This is a genomic window from Bacillus sp. PS196 (assembly GCF_037963555.1).
In the GTDB taxonomy this organism is placed as follows: domain Bacteria; phylum Bacillota; class Bacilli; order Bacillales; family Bacillaceae; genus Bacillus; species Bacillus subtilis.
The window spans coordinates 3,585,492-3,608,025 of sequence record NZ_CP150159.1; the positions used below are offsets into that span (position 1 = coordinate 3,585,492).

General features: G+C 36.9%; 16 protein-coding genes. 7 read left to right on the forward strand and 9 right to left on the reverse strand.

What is annotated here, in order from left to right; genetic code table 11:
• Nucleotides 1-9: 9 nt before the first annotated feature.
• The 7 genes from tagG to tagD form a co-directional block, all read right to left on the reverse strand.
• Nucleotides 10-837 carry a teichoic acids export ABC transporter permease subunit TagG gene (gene tagG / locus NST79_RS18600; protein WP_014665585.1) on the reverse strand — a complete coding sequence of 276 codons (828 nt, stop codon included), beginning with the start codon at nt 835-837 and terminating at the stop codon, nt 10-12.
• Between the two features lie 217 nt (nt 838-1,054).
• Entirely contained in the window at nt 1,055-3,085 is a 2,031-nt protein-coding gene (locus NST79_RS18605) for a DUF6270 domain-containing protein (RefSeq protein ID WP_029726004.1), read from the reverse strand.
• Nucleotides 3,086-3,106: 21 nt separating this feature from the next.
• Nucleotides 3,107-3,886, reverse strand: coding sequence for a DUF6270 domain-containing protein (locus NST79_RS18610; protein ID WP_029726005.1), 780 nt, complete (start codon nt 3,884-3,886; stop codon nt 3,107-3,109).
• Nucleotides 3,883-6,567, reverse strand: a complete 2,685-nt coding sequence (locus tag NST79_RS18615; RefSeq protein WP_029726006.1) for a CDP-glycerol glycerophosphotransferase family protein — start codon at nt 6,565-6,567, stop codon at nt 3,883-3,885. The genes NST79_RS18610 and NST79_RS18615 overlap by 4 nt, the downstream gene beginning before the upstream one ends.
• A 40-nt stretch (nt 6,568-6,607) precedes the next feature.
• Complete coding sequence (locus tag NST79_RS18620; RefSeq protein WP_029726007.1) at nt 6,608-7,951, reverse strand: glycosyltransferase family A protein; 1,344 nt, start codon at nt 7,949-7,951, stop codon at nt 6,608-6,610.
• A gap of 29 nt (nt 7,952-7,980) precedes the next feature.
• A complete protein-coding gene (locus NST79_RS18625; protein WP_029726008.1) occupies nt 7,981-9,165 on the reverse strand; it encodes a CDP-glycerol glycerophosphotransferase family protein in 1,185 nt (394 codons plus the stop codon).
• Between the two features lie 98 nt (nt 9,166-9,263).
• The gene (gene tagD, locus NST79_RS18630; RefSeq protein ID WP_029318766.1) at nt 9,264-9,653 is read right to left on the reverse strand and encodes a glycerol-3-phosphate cytidylyltransferase; all 390 of its coding nucleotides are present in this window, start codon (nt 9,651-9,653) and stop codon (nt 9,264-9,266) included.
• Nucleotides 9,654-10,160: 507 nt separating this feature from the next.
• On the opposite strand from tagD, the gene NST79_RS18635 reads away from it, so the two are divergent.
• From NST79_RS18635 to NST79_RS18660, 6 genes are all read left to right on the forward strand, one after another.
• Nucleotides 10,161-10,934: a WecB/TagA/CpsF family glycosyltransferase gene (locus NST79_RS18635; RefSeq protein WP_029318765.1), complete on the forward strand. Its 774-nt coding sequence runs from the start codon at nt 10,161-10,163 to the stop codon at nt 10,932-10,934.
• A gap of 95 nt (nt 10,935-11,029) precedes the next feature.
• Complete coding sequence (locus NST79_RS18640; RefSeq protein WP_212060648.1) at nt 11,030-12,181, forward strand: CDP-glycerol glycerophosphotransferase family protein; 1,152 nt, start codon at nt 11,030-11,032, stop codon at nt 12,179-12,181.
• Nucleotides 12,182-12,269: 88 nt separating this feature from the next.
• Nucleotides 12,270-12,983 carry a 2-C-methyl-D-erythritol 4-phosphate cytidylyltransferase gene (locus NST79_RS18645; protein WP_003235520.1) on the forward strand — a complete coding sequence of 238 codons (714 nt, stop codon included), beginning with the start codon at nt 12,270-12,272 and terminating at the stop codon, nt 12,981-12,983.
• Nucleotides 12,980-14,005, forward strand: coding sequence for a ribitol-5-phosphate dehydrogenase (locus NST79_RS18650; RefSeq protein ID WP_003235523.1), 1,026 nt, complete (start codon nt 12,980-12,982; stop codon nt 14,003-14,005). The genes NST79_RS18645 and NST79_RS18650 overlap by 4 nt, the downstream gene beginning before the upstream one ends.
• Nucleotides 14,006-14,008: 3 nt before the next feature.
• Nucleotides 14,009-15,178 carry a CDP-glycerol glycerophosphotransferase family protein gene (locus NST79_RS18655; RefSeq protein ID WP_024571914.1) on the forward strand — a complete coding sequence of 390 codons (1,170 nt, stop codon included), beginning with the start codon at nt 14,009-14,011 and terminating at the stop codon, nt 15,176-15,178.
• 18 nt (nt 15,179-15,196) lie between these two features.
• Nucleotides 15,197-17,056, forward strand: coding sequence for a CDP-glycerol glycerophosphotransferase family protein (locus NST79_RS18660; RefSeq protein ID WP_015384814.1), 1,860 nt, complete (start codon nt 15,197-15,199; stop codon nt 17,054-17,056).
• A gap of 38 nt (nt 17,057-17,094) precedes the next feature.
• On the opposite strand, the gene lytD is transcribed toward NST79_RS18660, so the two are convergent.
• Both lytD and manA read right to left on the reverse strand, forming a co-directional pair.
• On the reverse strand, nt 17,095-19,737 hold the full coding sequence (lytD, locus tag NST79_RS18665) for an SPOR domain-containing protein (protein ID WP_212060646.1): 2,643 nt from the start codon (nt 19,735-19,737) through the stop codon (nt 17,095-17,097).
• A 128-nt stretch (nt 19,738-19,865) separates the two neighbouring features.
• Nucleotides 19,866-20,816, reverse strand: coding sequence for a mannose-6-phosphate isomerase, class I (manA, locus tag NST79_RS18670; RefSeq protein ID WP_167560538.1), 951 nt, complete (start codon nt 20,814-20,816; stop codon nt 19,866-19,868).
• A gap of 264 nt (nt 20,817-21,080) precedes the next feature.
• Between manA and gerBA the strand changes: the two genes are divergently transcribed.
• Entirely contained in the window at nt 21,081-22,532 is a 1,452-nt protein-coding gene (gerBA, locus tag NST79_RS18675; RefSeq protein ID WP_003243291.1) for a spore germination protein GerBA, read from the forward strand.
• Nucleotides 22,533-22,534: the final 2 nt, after the last annotated feature.

Consider the following 22,534-nt stretch of genomic DNA (forward strand, 5'->3'; position numbering starts at 1 on the left):
CCTTACGTATTAAAGAAAGTCAACAAACTTGTCTCTGAATTTCATATGCAGAATAGAACCCACTAACAATAAAAGGAATGTGAACAGCCAGAAATACAGCGTGTACTTCATGTCTTGGAAAAACCATTTTCCGTCTAAGAAGCTGTTCCTAAATCCTTCTATCAGATAAAAAATCGGATTCAGCTTAAGCACAGGCAGAAGATTCGGGTGATTTTTCCCGAGCTGCTCTGAGATATTCCAAAAAATCGGAAGTAAAAAGAACAATAATCTGGTTACGGCCTGCAGCAGAAATTGATAATCTCTGACAAGCACACTGATTGTAGAGTTAAACAAGCTAAATGAAAACATAAACACAATCATGCAGATTAAATAGTAAATATATTGTATCCAATGCAAGCTAGGGTAAACACCGCTTGCTAAAAGGACAATGACATAAACACCCATCATTACAAAATAACTAAATAAATTTGAAGCAATCACTACAGAAGGCAGTGAACTAATCGGAAAATTCATTTTCGCAACCATATTGATCCGTTTAAATACACTGTTTGATCCATCCAAAATCGTCGGGCTAATAAAAAACCACGGGATCAAACCAGCCAACATCCAAACAATAAAAGGAACTTCTCCAATACCTGTTATGACTGGCTTGCTGTTACGAATCCCCATACCAAATACAAACCAATACGCCAGCATTTGAATGAGAGGATTGAGAAACTGCCATAATACGCCAAGATAATTCATCTGATACTGAGACTTTGTCTCATACGAAGCTAAGCGCAAAATTAAAGGAAACGATGTCACTTGCTCTTTTACGATTCTTACTAATGCATTCATTGTTTATCTTCCTTAGACTTAAATGATTTTTTGGATCTTTCGGTTAAAGAAATTTGAAAGCACCGGTGAATATTGTAACAGATATTCATTCATTTTTCATGTAATAGTCGACAGACCCACTTGTTAATTTAAAAATCCAATATACAACTAATATAAAAAGAATAGTTCTAAAAAAAGATAAGATAACAACAACCTTATTTTAGAACTATTCATGTAATTAATTTTTCATTTGGTCTTCTGATGTGATTTTCAATAATCTGTTAAAAAATTCTCTGTAGTAATCTGATTCATAATGAGAATAAGATAAACCATAAGGATATCTTTCATCTCCTATAAACTTTGTATCAGACAAATCTATTACCTTTGCTGAAGGGGCAATAGACAGGAAATAATTATCTAATTTATCCCAAAAGTAATTATTTCTCCTTATCATTGGAATATCATCAAATGTTTTTATTTTACTATCCATTCCATAATATGTTTCGGTAAATCTGCCCTTATTCAATATAATTTTATCTTCAGGAATAATGGTTTTTAACTTATCGAGAAATTTACCAATATTTTTCTTCCAAAGCTCAAAATACCTCTGATTTTCATGATGATTTATGATGTGTATGTTATCCCAATTTGATAAGAACTTACTTACTTCAATAAAATAGTTACAAGTCACATAATTATTTTCCTGAGTTCTAATGACCGGCTTACTCGCGTCGCAATAAAAATCAATAATAATGTAATCAGGGTTTGCTTCTTTCAACTTTACAAAGAAGTCTTTTTTAAAATCCGTTTCTACCCATGGCCGATCACTTTCTTTAACATCATTAAATTGATTAAAATCTATATCTACAGGATCAGACATCAAACTGATGACTGATGAATGGAATTGTGTATAACAACATTTATAAAATTTTTTGTAATCAGGGTTAAAAAATGATGACGAATTGAATGCATTTCTGCTAAAACAAGTACCTAAAACAGCTATATTAAGTGTATCTGCATCTTTATTTGAGTCAAAAAGCATATACAAAGATAATCGATTTCCACCATTTTTAAAGAACTTCACTTTATATCCATCAGCTATATTAAAATAATCAGTCTCAATATTTTCATTACAGCTAATATAAACATAGTCTTTACTATCAATTAAAATGAACACGTCCCATACACTCGCATGATCTTTTCTTAGCAATTTTAACAAATTTCCTTTGTCTATCTCACAAAAAAATCGATCACCGTTATTTAGAAGACTGTATTCTTGAGAAAAATAATATTCGAAACCATTTCCTTTTTTCTCTCTTTTTCTAAAAACTACTTTACATTGTGAATTTATCTTAGTATTTATCTTAATATAAAGCCTTACAATCTTGTCATTTTCTTCAAATGAGGTTAATTGAGCAATATTTGTATCTTTTCGATATGTGTGCAGAGATAATGAGTTGCTTCCTGTTTTGTTTAATTTGACATAATGAAATGGGTGGCTTCTCAGTGCACTTAATTTATCAAGAGAACTTGGCAATTCTTTATCAACTAAACAAGAAAGCAAAATAGATTCAGAATTATTGTCTAATTTGATATAAAAATCCCAAATGTTTGAATCGTCAACAATAATATTATCCGGAAGATTATATAAATCAAGGTCAACCTCAAAGTGGTCATCAGCTTGAGACAGTTTTCCAAGTTCTATTTGTTCTTCATGAAATTGATAAAGGGTTCCATGTGGCCTACGTGAAAGAACGAATAGTAAATCGTTGTTTTCAAATAATTTATGCTTCTCTCCCTTTATTTGAAGTTTTAAATGAAGCTTGTCAGGTGAATTACCCTCTTCAATACTAAATATACTGAATTTTGCATTGTCAGGCTGTACTGTAATGACTAATTTATTATTCACTAATGAGCAGGCCCCAAAATACAAAGAATCTGGTTGCTTTATTTCTAGTTTGTGTTGACCATCGAGACAGCTAATTAGTAATTGGGCATTTTGGTTTAATACTGTCAATTCCCACTCATTAGAGAAGGCGAGTTTTTTCGACTTTATTATATGAGCAAATTTCACTTCACATAAGAAATAACCTTCCTTATGCATATAAGAATAAGGAAGCTTTATCTGAATAGGCTGCTCAAAGGCTATGTTATTAGTCTTTAATTTTAAAGCCAGGCCCTCAAATTCCTCGATTCTGTGTGTATGACCAAAGATTATCCACCCATCATTTTTAAGATTTACAGAAATGTTCATTATCTCAATTTTCACGATGAATCCTCCGTATACTATTTATTTAAAGACTGAGTTTTTTAACTGGTCCAAAAAATTGGTATAGTAATCCATTGTATAATGAACATAAAATTTGCCCCATGGATGGTTTTCATATGAATTATATTTTTTATTTTCGAATAAACTTATTGCCTCTACATCACTGAAGCTGTCTAACACGTACGCATCAAATTTGCTCCAAACACTATTATAATAATCAACATCAATTATCTTGATGTTTCCTCCATTAATAAGCAACTTTTTCTTATCTTCTTTATCAAAAAAATGATGAACATTTCTTGCACTATTTAAGATAATTTTGATATCGGGACAATTTAATTTCACATAGTTATAAAAAAGATTAAACTTTTGTTTCCATAGTGAAAAATATTTTTCAAAATGATCTTCAATATTAAAGCTTTGCTTTTTATTTTGAATTGAAAGTTTATAATAATTTGTTTTAGGAAGTGTCCACCTGTTATTTGTAATATACTGATTGCTAGAAATTTCCACGTAACCAAAATGCACATCTGCAAAAAAATCTAAAATTAATATATCTGGCTGAATAGATTTAATCTCGGTTAGAAAGCTATTCTCAAAATCCGTCTTTAAAGTGTTTTTTTCATGATTAGACATGTTCTCATTATCAATAACAATGTAGTTAGGTTTACTCATTGTTGAAATAATGGACGATTGGTTTTGGGTCAATACACAATCAAAAAAATTTTTATAATCAGCATTAAATTGAGAGTTAAAATTATCCCGTGTAACACAACTACCGTAAACCGCTACTTTTTTCATTTCTTTATTCCCTCTTTAATATTAGTTCCTAGACTAATAATTTGTTGATAAACACGTTTACAGTTTTCTTTATCCGTATACTTATAAAATTGATTTACTCTATCAATATATTTGGCATCCATTATACAATCGTTTTCCATACAATTTATCAGCTTATCAACTAAAGCATCTTTATCAGCAATTACTTCTCCAAACCCCATTGAATTGTAATCAAAATACCCTTTTTCCAAGTGATTTTTTTCGTATTGGAAGTAAAAAACAGGTTTTTTAAGATAAGCAAAGTCAAATGCAACGGATGAATAATCTGTAACTAAAATCGCACTATTATTGAAATGATCTCGATAACTTTCATTAATGTCCGCAATCCTCACTGAACTATTTTTGTTGAAATCTTTCAACTGCTGAACAATATTTGGATGCGGGAAGAATACGATCTCGTATCCTTTTTCATTAGCCTCATTAATAAGTTTAGCATCATTTAATAAATTATTAAGTTCATTAAAATAAACTGAGTTTTTAAAGAGTGGTGAATAATCTCTTTTCCCTGTTTGCGGATTTATTTTTCCTACTAAATGATTTCTCCATGTTGGCATAATTAATATCTTTTTATGATTATGATTAACAAGCTTATCAAATCTAGGAAATCCAGTTAGAATTACTTCTCTTTTTGAATAATTATAATGACCATTAATTATAGACTCATACTCAGGTTGAGCGGCTGTTATAAATAGTCTAATATTTTTCTTATACTTATTAAGCCATCCCGAAATATCATCTTTCGTAATTCCATGTTGAAGAAAAACAAAGTTAAATTTAAATAAGTCCTTATAATATTTCCTCATATTCACAAACGGGTTGACTACATAATCATCTGCATGTGAAGAGATAATTTCATCGGCAAGTAAATGTAAGAATTTGTGCTTAGGTGACCCGTATGCAACAACTGGTCCTATTTTTTTCAGCCTGTTATAATCTGGACTATCTTTACTGATAATAAAATATTTTTTGATGCCGTCATTCTGCTGCATTGCATATTCAAATAATGCTTCAGCATTATCATCGGCCTTGTTGATTCTATCCATAAAAAGCCATACTCTTTTATTTTTCTTTATTTTATAGAGGTGTTCCATAATCTTTCTTACATTTGATGCTTTCTCAGCACCTATTTTATTAAAGGTCTTAAAACGTCTTTGAGCCCGCTTTTCTTTTGCTCTAATAATCTGATTTTTATCTTTTAGAACTACTAAATTATTAAGTTTATGATCGAAATAAATCCCTATACCATTTTTGGTATAGAAATCAACTATATGTTTATCCAGCGGGAATAATCGTCCAAAGTTAATTTTTACTTTTATTAGTTTTCCATTTGATGAAATCATCATTTCAATATTCGAGTTATTTGCAAGCTCACCAACTGGGATATCAACCTTAAAGCCCAGGTACTCTTTAACTGGCTTATTTAAGCAATATAAGTTGTGTACTGTTCTATCAATTTTTTCGGCATGATATATTTTGTCATTGACACATGCTTTCACTTCTAATTCTGCGGCATCAAATAATGAACCAAAATTACCTTCAAGGGTTAAAATCCCCTTTTCAATGCTTAATAGCTCCATTGTTATAGCTTCATATCTCATAGAATTAATTAATTTCTCTTTAAAATATAAATTCACATTACGATTCAAAAAGATCTTTTTAAATACATTTTTTTTATTTCGATATTTCAATTTGATTAAAAAATATTTTCTGTGCAAGTTTAGAGATTTTTGTTCAAAGATTATGTCGTCATCTATAAATGCAAGTATTCTTTCTAGCAAGTCAAAAAACTCTTCAACTTCGTTATCCGTCAAAACATCAGTTCTGTCTTCTATATTTATTCTCCACTGCAAGTCATAGGCAATCATATACTGAATGTATCTTGGAACGTATCCTAATGTTGTAATACTATGATTAATTAATTCTCGAGAGAAATTCTTCAAATAATCTACATACCATTTTTTATCATTTTTACCTGTTTGAGTTGCAGATGACGCATCTTCTCTTCGTCGATAATTATATTGTCCTTCTGACACAATACCGTATACTTGGCGCTTCATTATAATTTTAGTCAGCCATTCACTATCTTCAGCGTAGGCCATATCTTCATTAAAAAAGTGATTTTTAACAGCTTCTTTTTTCACGAATGAACTTGGTGCTGATAATTGAATTCCTGTATGTTCTTTCAAGATATGAACTAGCCTAGTTTTATCAAATTTATAATTTAATAAGTGTGGACCACTTGTTTTACCAAACATCATCATTGGAATAGAAACTACATCGACTTTAGAATAATTCTTTTCAAAGAAATCATATACTTTTAAAAGGGTCGAAGGGGACAATGTATCATCAGGATCTAAGAAATTAATATATTTACCTTTGGCATATTTTAAACCCTCATTACGCGCACTACTTGCTCCGCCATTCTCCTTATCGATAAAGACTATATTTTCTGGATACGCTTCTTTATACTTTAAGCAAATTTCCCCTGATGCATCAACACTTCCATCGTTGACTAAAATCAACTGTATATGATGCTCAAAATCAAGTGCCTGATCAATTATGCTTGTTATTGCTTCATCTAAAAATTCTTCAACATTGTAAATTGCCATTATAATAGAAAAGAAAAAATTCTTTTGTTCCAAGTTTTCATTCTCCTTTTGAATTTTGTTTTATAGAAAAGAATTAGATTCGTATTAACCTCTTAAATAATTTATTTAAAACATTGACTTTTTGGAGATAAACATAATGATTATCTTTTTCAACTATAAACCTAAAAAAAATAACTCCTAAAGGAATTTTTAATTGGTAAGAAGAATATTTTCTATCTCTAACAGTAGTTTTCCAAATAACAATATTCTTTTGTGTTTGTTCGTTTAACTTGGCCCTTATGAATTTTTTTCCATAAGAGATGTAAACATTATTTTCATCTTTAATTGCAGATTCTTCATTACTCAAACTCACAATTAGCTCAATAGAAAATTTATTGACTCTCCATGAAGTAATTACAACTTTTTCGTTTTCAATTTTTCCTATTTGAATAAGTTTATTAACAGGATAACCCCATCGTTTAAATGAAATCAGATATTCTTTTAAGTATGTTTTCATTTTTTGATTGATAATTAACTTTTCATCCATATATTTTAAAATTTTATATAATTCTCTGAAGAATTCCAGTTGTTCTGTCTCATCTAGTACTTCATAAATCAAGTTATTGTTTTTTTGAATAATAAATAACTTTACATGATTTAGAATTAAGCATTGAATATAAGGTATTACCTCACCGTATTCCTCTAATGATCTTTTGATCATTTCCTCATAACCATTTTTAAGTAAAAAAGTATACCTATTTTTTTTATACCATGAAGTGTCTACGAGAGAATTTTCCTCTTTTCTTTTTCTATAGAAATACTTAGCATCAGGAATAAGACCATATTTTTGTTCTTTAATTAAAAAAGTATTAATAAATAAAACATCTTCCCAAAAATCCATCTGTTCATTAAAAGAAATTCCTAAACGATCTATTGCTTTTTTCCGAAAAAATGTTCCACCAATGTGATAGTGAACAGAAGAGTAATTATCAGTTATGTTTACAATGTTTTTATTACTTTTAAATCTATAATTAAGTGAATGCTCTCCATTTTTATTGTCAAAGAAAAATAGCGGCAGCACCGCTAAATTAATATCGGTATGTTTTTTAAAAAACTTTAATACTTCTGCAATAGCATTTGGTGAAATTTTGTCGTCTGAATCAATAAAGCCTATAAATTCACTATTTTCACAAAATTTTAATCCATTATTTCTTGCTAAACTGACATTTGGTGTATCTTGATAAATAATTTTTATATTATTCGGAAATGCTGTTGCATATTTTTCACATATGTTTTTCGAATTGTCGATACTATTATTTTCAATTAATATAATTTCGATGTTTTCTTCAAAATTAAAAGTTTGATCAATGATACTGTCAATGGCTTCACTTAGATATAACCCCGAATTATAAACAGGCATTACAATTGAAAACAACATTTCAAGTACTCCTTTAAAAGAAAATGTTTTTATCCAAGTATTTCTTCAACAACTTTTTTAGATGAATCACCTTTTTCCAAATAACAAAATTGATCATAAAACGAAGTAAGGTTTTCATCCTGCTTATAGTGCTTTGTTTTGTGTATGGCTTCAATTACTTTTTCTGTTGTTTTAAGAAGAGGTCCCGGAGCACATTTTTCAAAATCATAGTAAAAGCCTCTTAGTTTATCTCTATAAAATTCAATATCAGGAACATAAAAAAGGATCGGCCTTTTTAAACCGGCAAAATCAAAAAACACCGAAGAATAATCTGTTATTAATATATCTGATATTAAATATAGCTCTCTAATATCATTATGATTTGAAAAATCATAAGCAAAACCCTTGTACGCAGTTAAGTTAATATTCTCAGATACAAGATAGTGCATCCTTAAAATAAGAATATATTCATCACTTAATTGGTCTTTAAGACTTTCTAAATCTAAAACCATATTAAATTTATATTTACCTTTAGCATAAAATGAGTTGTCTCTCCAAGTTGGGGCATACAAAATAATTTTCTTATCTCTATCAATACCTAATCTGTCTTTTATTTTTAGCATTTCTTCATATTTATTTTCTTTATGTAAAAAGTCATTCCTCGGATAGCCAGATTCAATAAAGGTTCTTTTAAACTGAAAAGCACTTCTAAAAATCTCCGTAGAGTATGCATTAGGGGAAATGAGATAATCCCATTTACTAGCTTCTTTCAGGAAGTTTTTTTTATATTGTTCAGTCGTCGTGCCGGGCATATGTACTTCGTCCATGTCATTTGCAAGTTTTTTTAGGGGAGTTCCGTGCCAAGTCTGCACATATGTGGTTTTTCTCGGTTTTGGGATCCATAACGGCAAGCGGCTGTTTGTTATCCAATATTTCGCTGTAGCCATATACCATAGCCATTTGAGAGAGAATCTTTTTAAATATTTCACATCTAAATTATCAAATAAATCTTTGTTTCTTTTATCTATACTCCAGATTAATCGGTAATCATATTTATCTTTATTTTCCTCAAGATACTCAAAAATTGCTCGTGGATTACAGCTGAATTGTTTGCCGGAATAGCTTTCGAAGATGATTAATTTTTCATTCCTGGGCAAAAGCCCAATTGTTCTAAAAGCAATTGAGTATACTCTGACCAATAGACTTCTATATTTCATTAAAATCTTTGATTTCATTTTAGACTCCTTAAATGTCGAACAATTAAATACTTATCTCAGCAAACAAGAAAAAAAGAAGCAACTGAATTACTTCAAGCCTCTTTAAGTTAGTGCTTCTATAAACTAGCCATGTCTTTTTTGATTTGGGTAGTTGAAATGCCTTCTGTTCTCGGAAGGTAAATGACCTCACAATATTCCTTTAAGAAGTCAAATTTCCCTTTCCAATCATCGCCGATCACAAATGTATCTATATCGTACTTTTGAATATCTGAGATTTTTTGTTCCCAGTTTTTTTCGGGAATCACTTCATCCACAAAATCAATTGTTTCTAAAATGAATTTTCGATGTTCATAGGAATGATGCGATTTTTTTTGTTTTTGAAGATTAAATTCATCTGTAGATAATCCCACGATTAAGTAATCACCCAGATTTTTTGCTCTTTGCAGCAGCTTCATGTGTCCATAATGAAATAAATCAAATGTTCCGTACGTTATCACTTTCTTCATCAGATAACATCACCTTCCAACCGTTTTCAACTGAGAGTACCAGAAAAAAACCACAAACCTTAACAGATTGTTTATAATTTCGACACATTTTTTACGTACCATTAATATTGAACAATAATAGCATAAGTTCCTATAAAAGTTAAGGCTCTTTAAAAATGTCAATCACCAGCATTTTTTGGTATCATCGTTGTATTGATGTATAATTTTTACAGGTCTAATGCCTTATCTATACCCATTATAACAAGTTTTCTTTTTCGAAAAAATCGAATCTTTTGTCGCGTTTTTAAGTGAAACGATTTTCTTTCTGCTGCGTCATTTATTTTGTACGCCCTCCTCATATTAATTCATCGTCAAAACGTGAAGGAATTGTAATGTGAATGTTAAAAGTTCCTAAAGATTTTTGTGGTAAGATAGAGTAAAATGTTTTCAGACAAAGAGTCTTTAATCAAACTATACGAATGACACGTGTTTTTTATAGACATATAGATGAAAAGGAGGGTTGATACGATGCAAACGAAACCCATTAATCAATTAGATTTTGTAGACGGTGAACTGACTTCATTTGTATCACATTTAGAAACGTCATTTTTGGACCAGAATAAAGGTGCGTTCATCGTAACAGCGAATCCTGAAATCGGATTTGAAGCGATGCAAAATCCGCGTTATGAAGCGGTTCTTTCATCTGCTGATTTTATTTTGCCGGATGGCATTGGTGTTGTGTTGGTTTCCAAGCTAATTGGTAAGCCGCTTCAATCCAGAATCGCCGGTTATGATTTGTTTACGTCTTTGCTTGAGAAGGCTGATCAAAAGAAAAAACGGGTTTTCTTTTACGGTGCAGCTAAGCATGTGATTGCTCAGACAATCGAGCGAGTCGAACGTGATTATCCTGGGATTGAAATTGCCGGATATTCTGACGGCTATGTGAAGAATCAACATGAGGTGGCAGACAAGATCGCAGCCTCAAATCCTGACATGGTATTTGTTGCTTTAGGTTATCCTAATCAGGAGTTCTTTATCCATAAATACCGACATCTATTCCCTCAGGCTGTTTCTGTAGGGCTGGGCGGAAGCTTTGATGTGTTCAGCGGCAATGTCAAAAGAGCGCCCTCATTTTTTATCCGTTTTCACCTTGAATGGATGTACAGGCTGATCACAAACCCTGCGCGCTGGAGAAGAATGCTTAGCATTCCTAAGTATGTTACAGCCGTGCTGAAACATGAACGAACTTCAGCAAAGCCGCAATATACGGGACAGGTCAAAGATCAATCACGCCATCTGTAATGGGCCTTAAAGGAGCTATGGTATGTAATGAAATGCATGAATCTTTCGCTGTGCCTGCCGACAATCCGCGGCAGCCGTTTTGAGCTGATGACAGATTGAAATCCTGGTTTGCGTTTTTTTACTATTTGTTCATCAAAGTCATCGGCGCATTGCTGTTTTGGGTCAAACCGGGAAGTCAAGTGACCCTTCTTGTTTCCTTTCCTGATAATGCCCGGGCAATATTAAAGGAATATCAGATGGGACACTACTCATTTCCCATTCATGTACTTCTGACCCAGCATGCCAAATCGCTGGAAACAGAATTTCCTGAGCTTACTGTTTCAGTTATTAACGAAAAACACCCGCTTCATATATATAAAGCGGTCTTTTCTATGCTGAGCAGTAAAGCTGTGATTGTTGATAACTATTTTGTTTTGACAACCGTTTTGACCTGCAGACCTGATATCGAGTGTATCCAAGTTTGGCATGCGAATGGAGCGTTTAAACGATTTGGGTTAAAGGATATCAACACACAGAATCGTTCGCGGGCTGACGTGAGACGCTTTCGCAAAGTGTATGCTTCATTTGACCGGATTGTCGTCGGTTCTGAACATATGGCTGACATATTCAAGGAATTCTTCGATATAAAAGGTGATAAATTTCTTCGGTTTGGCGTGCCTTTAACCGATGCTTACTATGAGGTGAAAGAAAACAGCAATGACCTTAAAAGCAAATATCACCTGCCAGCAGAGAAAAAAATCATCCTGTATGCGCCAACCTTTAGGGATCATCAGTTTGAAAGCTTTTCGCTGCCGTTTTCAGAAAAACAGCTGCAGCATGATTTAAAAGGAGAATATTTACTTGCAGTAAAACTTCATCCTGTTATGAAGCAATCTGCTCAATTGCATGGGGATAGTGCGTGGATAAAAGACGTATCAGATCTCCCTCTTGCAGACCTTTTAAAAATGAGTGATCTGTTAATATCAGATTATTCTTCTGTCCCTTTTGAATTTGCTTTGCTGGACAAACCCATTTTGTTTTATACGTATGATATGGAGGCTTACAACAGAACCCGCGGTTTAATCCGCCATTATACAGATGTAATCCCTGGGGTTCCTTGCCATGATTCAGGAATGCTCTTGGACCAGCTGAAAGATATGAACAGGCTTCAATCTGAAGTGGAGCGCTTTTCACGTGAATGGAATCTGTACTCGAGAGGGAATGCCAGCAAGCTGCTTTTAAGCTATGTAAATGAGAAATTAAACTGATCTTTATATATAATAGAGATCGGTATTGCAAATAATATGAAAACCTTTTATAAAACATTATGAGTTGTAGTAAGGAAGGAGTCATTTTATGATTTATGCTGAGATTCTAGCCGGTGGAAAAGGTTCCCGCATGGGGAACGTTAATATGCCAAAACAGTTTTTGCCGTTAAATAAACGCCCAATTATCATTCATACGGTTGAAAAGTTTTTATTAAATGACCGTTTCGATAAGATTTTAATCGTCTCCCCTAAAGAGTGGATTAACCATACAAAAGACATTTTAAAGAAATTCATCGGGCAGGATGATCGCCTGATTGTCGTTGAAGGCGGCAGCGACCGTAATGAATCTATTATGAGCGGCATCCGCTATATTGAAAAAGAATTCGGTATTCAGGATGATGACGTGATCATCACTCACGATTCTGTGCGTCCGTTTCTCACTCATCGCATTATCGATGAAAACATTGATGCTGTTCTTCAATACGGCGCGGTTGATACTGTTATCTCAGCCATTGATACAATTATTGCTTCAGAAGACCAGGAATTTATTTCTGATATCCCTGTCCGCGATAACATGTATCAGGGGCAAACACCGCAAAGCTTCCGGATCAGCAAATTGGTCGAGCTTTATAATAAACTGTCCGATGAGCAAAAAGCTGTCCTTACTGACGCTTGCAAGATCTGCTCGTTAGCGGGTGAAAAAGTGAAGCTGGTCCGCGGTGAAGTCTTTAACATTAAAGTAACGACACCATATGACTTAAAAGTGGCTAATGCCATTTTACAGGAGCGAATTTCACAATGATTAATCAAACATATCGTTTAGTTTCTGCCCGACAATTTGAAGTGACATATAAAGATAAAGTTGTCCATTCAGATAAGGTCGTCGTCCGTCCTACCCATTTATCCATCTGTGCTGCAGACCAGCGTTATTATACTGGCTCACGCGGCAAAGAAGCGATGGACAAAAAACTGCCGATGGCTCTGATCCATGAAGGGATCGGAAAAGTCATGTTTGATCCAACAGGCACATTTAAAGTCGGAACCCGGGTTGTTATGGTGCCAAATACACCGGTTGAAGAGCATGAAGTCATCGCAGAGAATTACCTGCGTTCCAGCAGATTCCGTTCAAGCGGTTATGATGGATTTATGCAGGATTATATGTTCATGGCGCCTGATCGGCTTGTTGAGCTTCCAGACAGCATTAATCCGCATGTCGCAGCCTTCACTGAGCTTATTACAATTGCAGTTCACGCGCTTTCCCGCTTTGAGCGCATGGCGCATAAGAAGCGTGATACATTCGGTGTCTGGGGGGACGGAAATCTCGGATTTATCATGACGCTTCTACTGAAGAAAAAATATCCAGACAGCAAGGTGTTTATTTTCGGAAAAACACCTTACAAGCTTGATCATTTTTCTTTTGTTGATGCAGCTTATCAAATTAACGACATTCCTGAAGATGTCAGAATTGATCATGCCTTTGAATGCGTGGGCGGACGCGGCAGCGAAAGCGCAATTGAGCAAATCATTGCCCATGTCCATCCTGAAGCGTGTGTAGCGCTCCTAGGCGTGTCTGAATACCCTGTTGAAATTGAAACAAGAATGGTGCTTGAAAAAGGGATTACGCTGATCGGCAGCAGCCGCAGCGGACGCGAGGATTTTGCCCGTACTGTAGACTTTTTAGCTCAATACCCTGAAGTCGTTGATTATTTAGAAACATTAGTTGGCGGACGCTTCCCGGTACGCAGTATTGAGGAAATTACAAACGCGTTTGAAGCAGATTTGACTTCATCTTGGGGAAAAACTGTTATTGAATGGGAAATTTAAACAGTGAAAACATTCCTTACACGAATTGTAAAAGGAGTATTCGGCACTGCTTATAAACTATTGAGCGCTTTATTACCAGTACAGCACAACAAAATTGTCATAGCTTCCTATCGTGAGGATCATTTAAGTGATAATTTTAAAGGTGTCTATGAAAAGCTGAAGCAAGATCCGTCTCTTCGCATCACCCTGCTGTTCCGCAAGATGGATAAGGGGCTGATTGGACGAGCTGCATATTTGCTTCACCTTTTCAGCTCGTTATATCACCTTGCAACATGCCGCGTGCTTTTGTTGGATGATTATTATTTTCCTTTGTATGTTGTGCCAAAACGAAAGGAAACTGTTGCCATCCAGCTTTGGCATGCTTGCGGCGCGTTTAAAAAATTTGGCTACAGCATTGTGAACAAGCCGTTCGGCCCTTCTTCTGATTATTTGAAGATTGTTCCCGTGCATTCAAACTATGATTATGCCATTGTCAGTGCACCCGCTGCCGTTCCGCATTTCGCCGAAGCCTTTCAAATGGAGCAAAAGCAGATTTTGCCGCTCGGCATTCCAAGAACGGATTATTTTTATCATAAGGAACATATTCGCACTGTACTGGATGAGTTTCATCGGGTTTATCCTGAACTGAAGCATAAAAAAAAGCTTTTGTATGCTCCTACTTTTCGAGGCAGCGGACATCATCAAGAGGGTGACGCTATACCGCTTGATCTGCTACAATTAAAATCGGCGCTAAACCATAAAGATTATGTCGTGATCCTCCATCTTCATCCGTATATGCGCAAACATGCGCACACGGAAGAGGATGATTTTGTGCTGGATTTAACTGATTCGTACTCTTTGTACGATTTGATGGCAATCTCTGATGGGCTGATAACCGATTATTCTTCAGTTATTTTCGAGTACAGCCTGCTGAAACGTCCGATGTATTTTTACTGTCCGGATTTAGAAGACTACTTGGAAGAACGTGATTTCTACTACCCGTTTGAATCGTTTGTACCCGGGCCGATTTCGAAAGACGTTCCATCGCTTGTACACGATATCGAGAGTGATCACGAGGCTGATACGAAACGTATTGAAGATTTTTCACAGGCATTTATCACCCATCAGGACGGCAAATCTTCAGAGCGGGTGGCCGATTTTATTTCATCATTTTTAACATCTGGTGCCGATTAGGAGAAAGTGAGGTACAAAGTGAAGCTGGCAAGAAAGATTAAGAACAGACTTTTCAGATCAAAAAAGAAAACGCAAAAAGAAAATGCAGCTGTCATTGTCCATCCAGCTGATAACAGGGTTTTTTCTCTATTTGATAAAACGAAGCGAATTGAAGAAAACCAGCAAGTCCCTGTCAGAAAGATTTCTGAGTTTTCTTGGAATGGGTCAATTCTAAAAATTGCGGGTTATATGTATATCAAGGGCCTGCCGCTTCAAAAAGAGGATCAGGTTCGAAAACGTTTATTATTGGTGAACAACGGTGTTTTATTTACAGCTGTTTCACTGCGGGATGTTCCGGTAGATAAGCTGTCAATTGATACTTCAAATGTGCCTGGAGCCTATAAGTGGGCAGGATTTTCACAGCAGATTAACTTTTCTAAGCTGATGAATGACAAACCTCTTCCGCAGGGCGAGTATAAGCTGTTTCTCGAGATTGAAGCTGTAGATGACCAAAATGTAAAACATCAGGAAGTGCATACAGTCGGAAATGTAAGTAATTTCCTTTCTAATGATGTGTATGCCACAAAAATGGAATTTCATTCTGCTAAAAAGCTGATGAAGTTCAATTTGATCGTTAATTATGATGAGGGCGAAAAGACGATTAATTTGTCTTGCAACAAACTGCAGGAAATTGATCCGAGCCTTTTGGAGCTGGATACTGGAAAAGAGGCAAACCGCTTTTTGCGCAAGCTGAATACAAGCTTATTCCATTTTGCTTATGATGTATTCCGCCTGCTTCCAATTAAGTCTAATAAAATTGTCTTTGCTTCTGACAGCCGGCTTGATATGACAGGAAACTTCGAATTTGTTTATGAAGAGCTGCTGAAACGTGAAGAAAATTTTGATTTCAAATTTTTCTTAAAGAGCAGTATTCGAGATAGAAAAAGCCTGTCTGAACTGATGTCGATGGCTTATCATTTTGCGACAAGCAAAATCATTTTTATAGATGATTTTTATCCGATTATTTATCCGTTAAAAATCCGTAAAAATGCGGACCTTGTCCAGCTGTGGCATGCTGTCGGTGCCTTTAAGACATTCGGCTACAGCCGAATCGGTCTGCCAGGAGGACCGTCACCGCATTCGAAAAACCATAGAAACTACACGAAGGTTATTGTCAGCTCTGAAAATATACGGAAGCACTACGCAGAGGGCTTTGGGGTAGACATTGAGAACGTCATTGCTACGGGCGTACCGCGAACAGACTTTTTCTTTGATGAAGCGAAGAAGGCATTTGTAAAAGAACGCCTTTACACGGAATATCCGTTTCTAAAGGACAAAAAGGTCATTCTTTTTGCTCCAACCTTCCGCGGAAACGGTCAGCAATCAGCTCATTATCCTTTTGAAGTGCTTGATTTTGACCGTCTGTATCGAGAGTTAAAGGATGAATATATCTTCTTATTCAAAATTCATCCATTCGTACGAAACGATGCCAATATACCTTATCAGTACAGCGATTTCTTTTATGATTTCTCTTCGTTCAGGGAAATTAACGAGCTATTGCTCGTAACAGATATTCTGATAACGGATTACTCTTCTGTCTGCTTTGAGTATGCTTTATTAAATAAACCAATGATCTTCTTCAGCTATGATGTAGATGATTATATTCGCAAACGTGATTTCTATTACGATTACTTTGACTTTATTCCTGGCCCTCTTGCGAAAACGTCTGAGCAAATGATTTCGATCATTAAAGAAGAGAAGTATAACTTTGAGCAAATTGATTCATTTGTTCATTATTTCTTCGATGATCTTGATGGAAAAGCAAGTGAGCGAGTCGTCGATCAAATTGTTTTCCCTCAGGAAGAAGAGCCATCAGAGGATAAAGTTCTTAAAAGATAAATCAAAAACACCTTTTGCAGCCGCAAAAGGTGTTTTTTTTATTGATATTCCGGAACATCAAAGTAAAGTGTATAACCGTCCAGCAATGAATACAGGCTGTACATGCGGTTTACTTGTTTGTACGCCCAGCCGATGTCTGTTGCGTATTGATGTGTCGCTGTAGCTGACCATCTCATTTTGTACAGTGTATCTTGATTGTAAGCTGTGTTGTGGATATACGATGAGCCTATGAATTTAGCTCCGCCGATAATGGCCGCTTCAGGTGTGAACCAGCCCTGCTCGTACGCATATTTGGCTCCGTAGTAATTCGGATTGCTGTCGTATGCTCCAATTCCATACATGTTGTATACGGTTTTTCCGTTATAGGTTAATCCATTGGCTAAGGCGGATGTCCCGTTTCCTGTTTCAAGAAGAGCGTGTGAGATTAAATACAGTTCGTTGATGCTATATTGATTGGCGGCATCGATAAATGCCTTTGCTCTCCCTGTCAGGATGCCTTTACCCGCAAGCACTTTCTGATTGACCTCAGTAACGCTGAGACCCGCTGTCTGTGACAGCTTGAGAAATTGGAAGTAGTATTTGCTGTCTCTGGAAAAGTTATTCGGATCCACGTATTGAACTACTTCATCACTGCTTGCGTTTCGCCAGCCCAAATTGATCTTAGCCCAGCCGTTTATCTGTCCGATGACTTTCACTTTATCGCCTTTTTTAAACTGGCCGATCACGTTTGTCGGGCTGACTTCCGGCGTTGACCGGATATTTAGTACATCAGCCGTAACAGTTGATGTTGCTGTATTAATGTACGTGAGCGATACGTAAGCCGCTCCGTCTGTTTGCGGACTTACTGTCATTTGTTTTTGGACCATATCACGAAGCGAGAGATTGTAGTTTGTTTTCATGATTTGCGGGCCGTTTTTGATCTTCACGATAGATGATGTCCATCCGTATAATTGTTTTAGCTTCGTTGATGCCGCAGCAGCTGTATCATTGCCTGTGAACTGCTCATTTACGCTGATTTTATAAAGCGTATTGCTTTTCGTTGTATAGCTCGGGGTTACACTTTTCGATTTAAGATAGGTTAACCCATTGTTCAATGCGGTTTTGCTGCTAAGCTGTGTTGTCACGATTTTGTATTGTGTATATGCAGTCTGGCCTGTTTTTGATGTTGTGACTGCGATATGATTTTGTTTGAAAAATGTTAAAACGCGGTCAATCTCTTCTTGGCTGATGATAGCTTCAGTTGTGATTTGATAGCTGCTCGCAGCTGTCTGACCGGTTTTCTGGCTTGCTACTGATATATGATTCGATTTGAAAAACGTGAGTGCCTGATTGACTTTCGTTTGATCAAGCAGAGATTCGGTTGTGATTTTAAACGTGTCAGCTATTTGTTTTTTGACGGATTTCGCAGAAGCACTTAGCTGATTTTTCTTTAATATGTTCAAACCCTTTGTGACTTTTGCTTGATCTGATGTTTCTTCTGAGATGAACTGATATTGATTTTCTGCTGTTGATCCAGCTGCTGTTTTTGCAGCTTTTACTTTTTTCTGAGCAAAGAAGGCTGCTGCTTTGTTTGCTTGCTGCTCGCCTAAAATCTTTGCCGTCGTGATTTGATAAGCTGCAGACGTTGTCGTTTTTTTGACGCTGGATGACGTGTAATGCCATTTTTTCTTTTTAAAGAAAGTGTCTATTTTTTGGAGCTGCTGTTTTGTTATACCCTTCATATTCACGGTATATGATGTGCTTTTTCCAACCTGTTGATAACTGCCGGATACGCCAGTGTTTTTCTTGATTTGGCTGATGGCGTCCTTTACTGTATTCAGCCCTTTGAAATAAGCTGATTGGACATTGTATGACTCAACGGTTGTTTTTTGATTGATGGACTTGTAGCTGCCTGTGATGCCAGTGCTCTGTTTCAGCTGCTGCAATAGAGTTTTGGCATTCGCTTCACCTGAAATAGCGGCAGTTGTGAACGTATAATAGGCTTGTCCTTTCACCGTTTCCTTTAATGATGCATGCAGCCCGGATTCCTTTTGGAAGGCATTTTTGATCTGCGCAGCTCTGCTGTCTCCCACGATTGTGCCAGACTGAATGGTTGTGACAGACACCGTGTGTGTGATGGGCTGATACGAGCTTTTAATCCCCGTTTGCTTGGCCAGGCTCTGGATAAGCGCCTTGACTTTTGTCTCATCAGCAATGTCTGATGTCATGACGTTCATATAGGGCTGAGCTGCTCCGTAAGCTTTTACAGCACCAGCCACTCCCGTCTCCTGTTTCAGCTTTGCTAGCATAGTGTTGGCCTGTTTTTCTCCGGAGATGGCACCTGACGAGATGGTGACATATGGCTGTTTGCTTCCAACAGGACTTGACGTTCCTGTAATTGATGTCTGTTTGGCGAGTCCGCTCAGTATTGCTTTCGCTTCTGATTCGCTATGAATGCCTGAGGCGGAAATTTGGTAGGTCGTTGTTGTGCCTGAAGCCTGATAGGATGCATCCCAGCCAGTATCTTTTTCCAGTTTGGCGACTGCTTGTGAGGCTTGGCTTTCTGTACTGAACGTATTCGACGGCTCTACTTGATATAGTGAGTAGTCGGTATACGCGGCTGCCTGGGCAGAACCAGACATGGCAAAAAAGGCAAGGGACGCGGCGGATAGAAGCATAGGTGCGATTAGTCTCTTTTTCATTCCTTCTCCTCTTTCTTATTCTATGAGTATATAAAACTAGTTTATTTATCGGCACGCGCATGCTTCATTTATAGGTGAATCACTTCCATTTTCTAATAAAAAAACTTAACCTCGAAGTGAGATTAAGTTTAAATATGAGACACGATAAGGGTACAAGTTCCTTTTATCGTAAAATCGGGCATTTGAGCCGGCAAAATAAAGTGATCACCTTTTTTGAGCGGACATGTTTTGTCCTCATACTTGAGCAAACCGCTTCCTTCTATCACGCTGCAAATCAGAAAGGATTCATCCTGAGTCATTTCAGCTTCGCCATTGATGTCCCATTTATACACCGAAAAATATTCCCCTTGAACAAACGTTTTAATGGTTATGCCTTTTCTTGATTCGGTCGATTCATCTATATACCCGTCCACATGGGGAACCGTGGCGGCATTGACCGCTTTGGCAAAATGAAGCTCTCTCGGACTTCCGTTGCTATCAAGACGGTCATAATCGTACACCCGGTATGTGGCATCTGAATTTTGCTGAGTCTCTAAAACAAGGGCCCCCTTGCACAATGCGTGCAGCGTTCCGCTCGGCACATAATAGAAATCACCCGGTTTAATTTTGATTCTTCGCAGCAGGCCCTCCCAGTCACCGCTGTTGATCATTGTGACAAGTTCGGTTTTTGAGCGGGCCGTATGCCCGTAAATGATTTCTGCGTTTTCCTTACAGTCGATAATGTACCAGCATTCCGTCTTGCCGAGTTCTCCCTCTTCGTTTTCTCCGGCATAGTAATCATCAGGGTGAACTTTAATTGACGTATCTTCCTTCACATCCAGCAGCTTTGTCAGAAGCGGAAACCGATCCCCCTCTACGCCGCCGAATACTTCACGGTGCTCTTCCCAAAGCTCGATCAATGTCTTTCCTTTATACGGGCCATTTGCAACAGTGCTCGGTCCTTTTGGATGAGCGGAAATGACCCAGCATTCCCCCGTTGATTCTGAAGGAATACTGTATCCAAATCTATCTCGTAAAGCGGTTCCGCCCCAGATTTTTTCTTTAAACACAGGCGTTAGAAAAATCGGTGATTGCGTCATGATCCGTACCCCTCCCCTGTAAATAACTGATCATCATTTTCCCGGTGCGCCCCTCTTACAAACGCCCGTATAAGCTGCCTTTTTCCGATGACAACATATGTACAAAGCATCATCTTTTCATTACCCCTTCAAAGAAAACGCTTCCTATCTATTATATCACGTCGAAAAGAAGCTTTGTTTCAGCCTTTTCCTCGATAAGAATAATTCTCCTTTTTTGATACAAATTAATAAAAACCGTCAATCTGTTTACGAAGGAGAGAAACTATGCAAATCGACTCTGATCTCCAGAACAATTTAGACACACTGAAAAAAACATTGGGACAAAACGACGATATGATGTTTTATACATTTGCTTTCGGAGATAGCAGACAAAAGGCGTGTTTACTGTATATTGACGGTCTGACAGAGAATAAAATGCTGGCGCAATACGTCATTTCTCCTTTACAAAAAGAGGCGTTGGCCCATAAGGAATGCTCGATTGAAGACTTATCCGCCTTTTTTTTCGGCTTTCACCACAGCGTTGTTTCTACAATGAAAGAAATAGAGCAGCTCGTTTTTTCAGGGCAAGCCATTTTGCTCGCTGATGGCTATCGCGGAGGATTAGCTTTCGACACAAAGTCAGTCGCAACACGCAGTCTTGATGAACCCTCCTCCGAAGTCGTGGAACGCGGCCCTAAAATAGGATTTATTGAAAAGCTGCGGACAAACACGGCGCTTTTGCGTGAACGGACGAGTGATCCTAATCTCGTCATCAAAGAAATGACACTCGGAAAAAGGACCAAAAAGAAAATCGCTGTCGCTTATATTCAGGATATCGCCCCAGATTATGTCGTCAAAGAAGTGTTTAAAAGGCTGAAATCAGTCAATATAGATAATTTGCCGGAATCGGGGACGCTTGAACAGCTGATTGAAGACGAACCATTTTCAATTTTCCCCACAATATTAAGCACAGAACGACCGGACCGGGTCGAAAGTTCTCTATTAGAAGGGCGAGTGTCCATATTAGTGGATGGTACGCCGTTTGCTTTGATTGTACCGGCTACGGTTGACGAATTTATTCATTCGCCCGATGATTACAGCCAGCGCTGGATCCCAATGTCACTTGTACGCCTTCTTCGTTATTCCAGCATCCTGATCACCATTTATTTGCCCGGTCTGTATATTTCTCTCGTTTCTTTTCACACCGGGCTATTGCCGACTAGAATGGCCATTTCCATTGCAGGCAGCAGGCTTAACGTACCATTCCCGCCTTTTGTAGAGGCCTTTATCATGATCTTTACGATCGAATTGATTCGAGAAGCCGGATTAAGGCTGCCTAAGCCGATTGGACAGACAATTGGCCTTATCGGCGGCGTTGTCATCGGACAGGCAGCTGTTCAGGCGCAAATTGTCAGTGCGCTTATGGTCATTGTCGTTTCTGTCACAGCACTGGCATCCTTTACCGTTCCTTCATACGCCTATAACTTTCCGCTGCGGATCATTCGGATCGGGGTTATGATAAGTGCAACAGCGCTTGGCATGTATGGCGTTATAATGGTTTATCTGTTTGTGATCGGCCATCTCATGCGCCTGAAAAGCTTTGGACAGGATTACATTATCCCGATCATGGCGCAGCCTGGACAGGATTTGAAAGACACAGTCATCCGTATTCCCACGATGTTTTTAAAAAGAAGACCGACACGAAACGATCCCGAAGATAACATCAGACAAAGGTGATG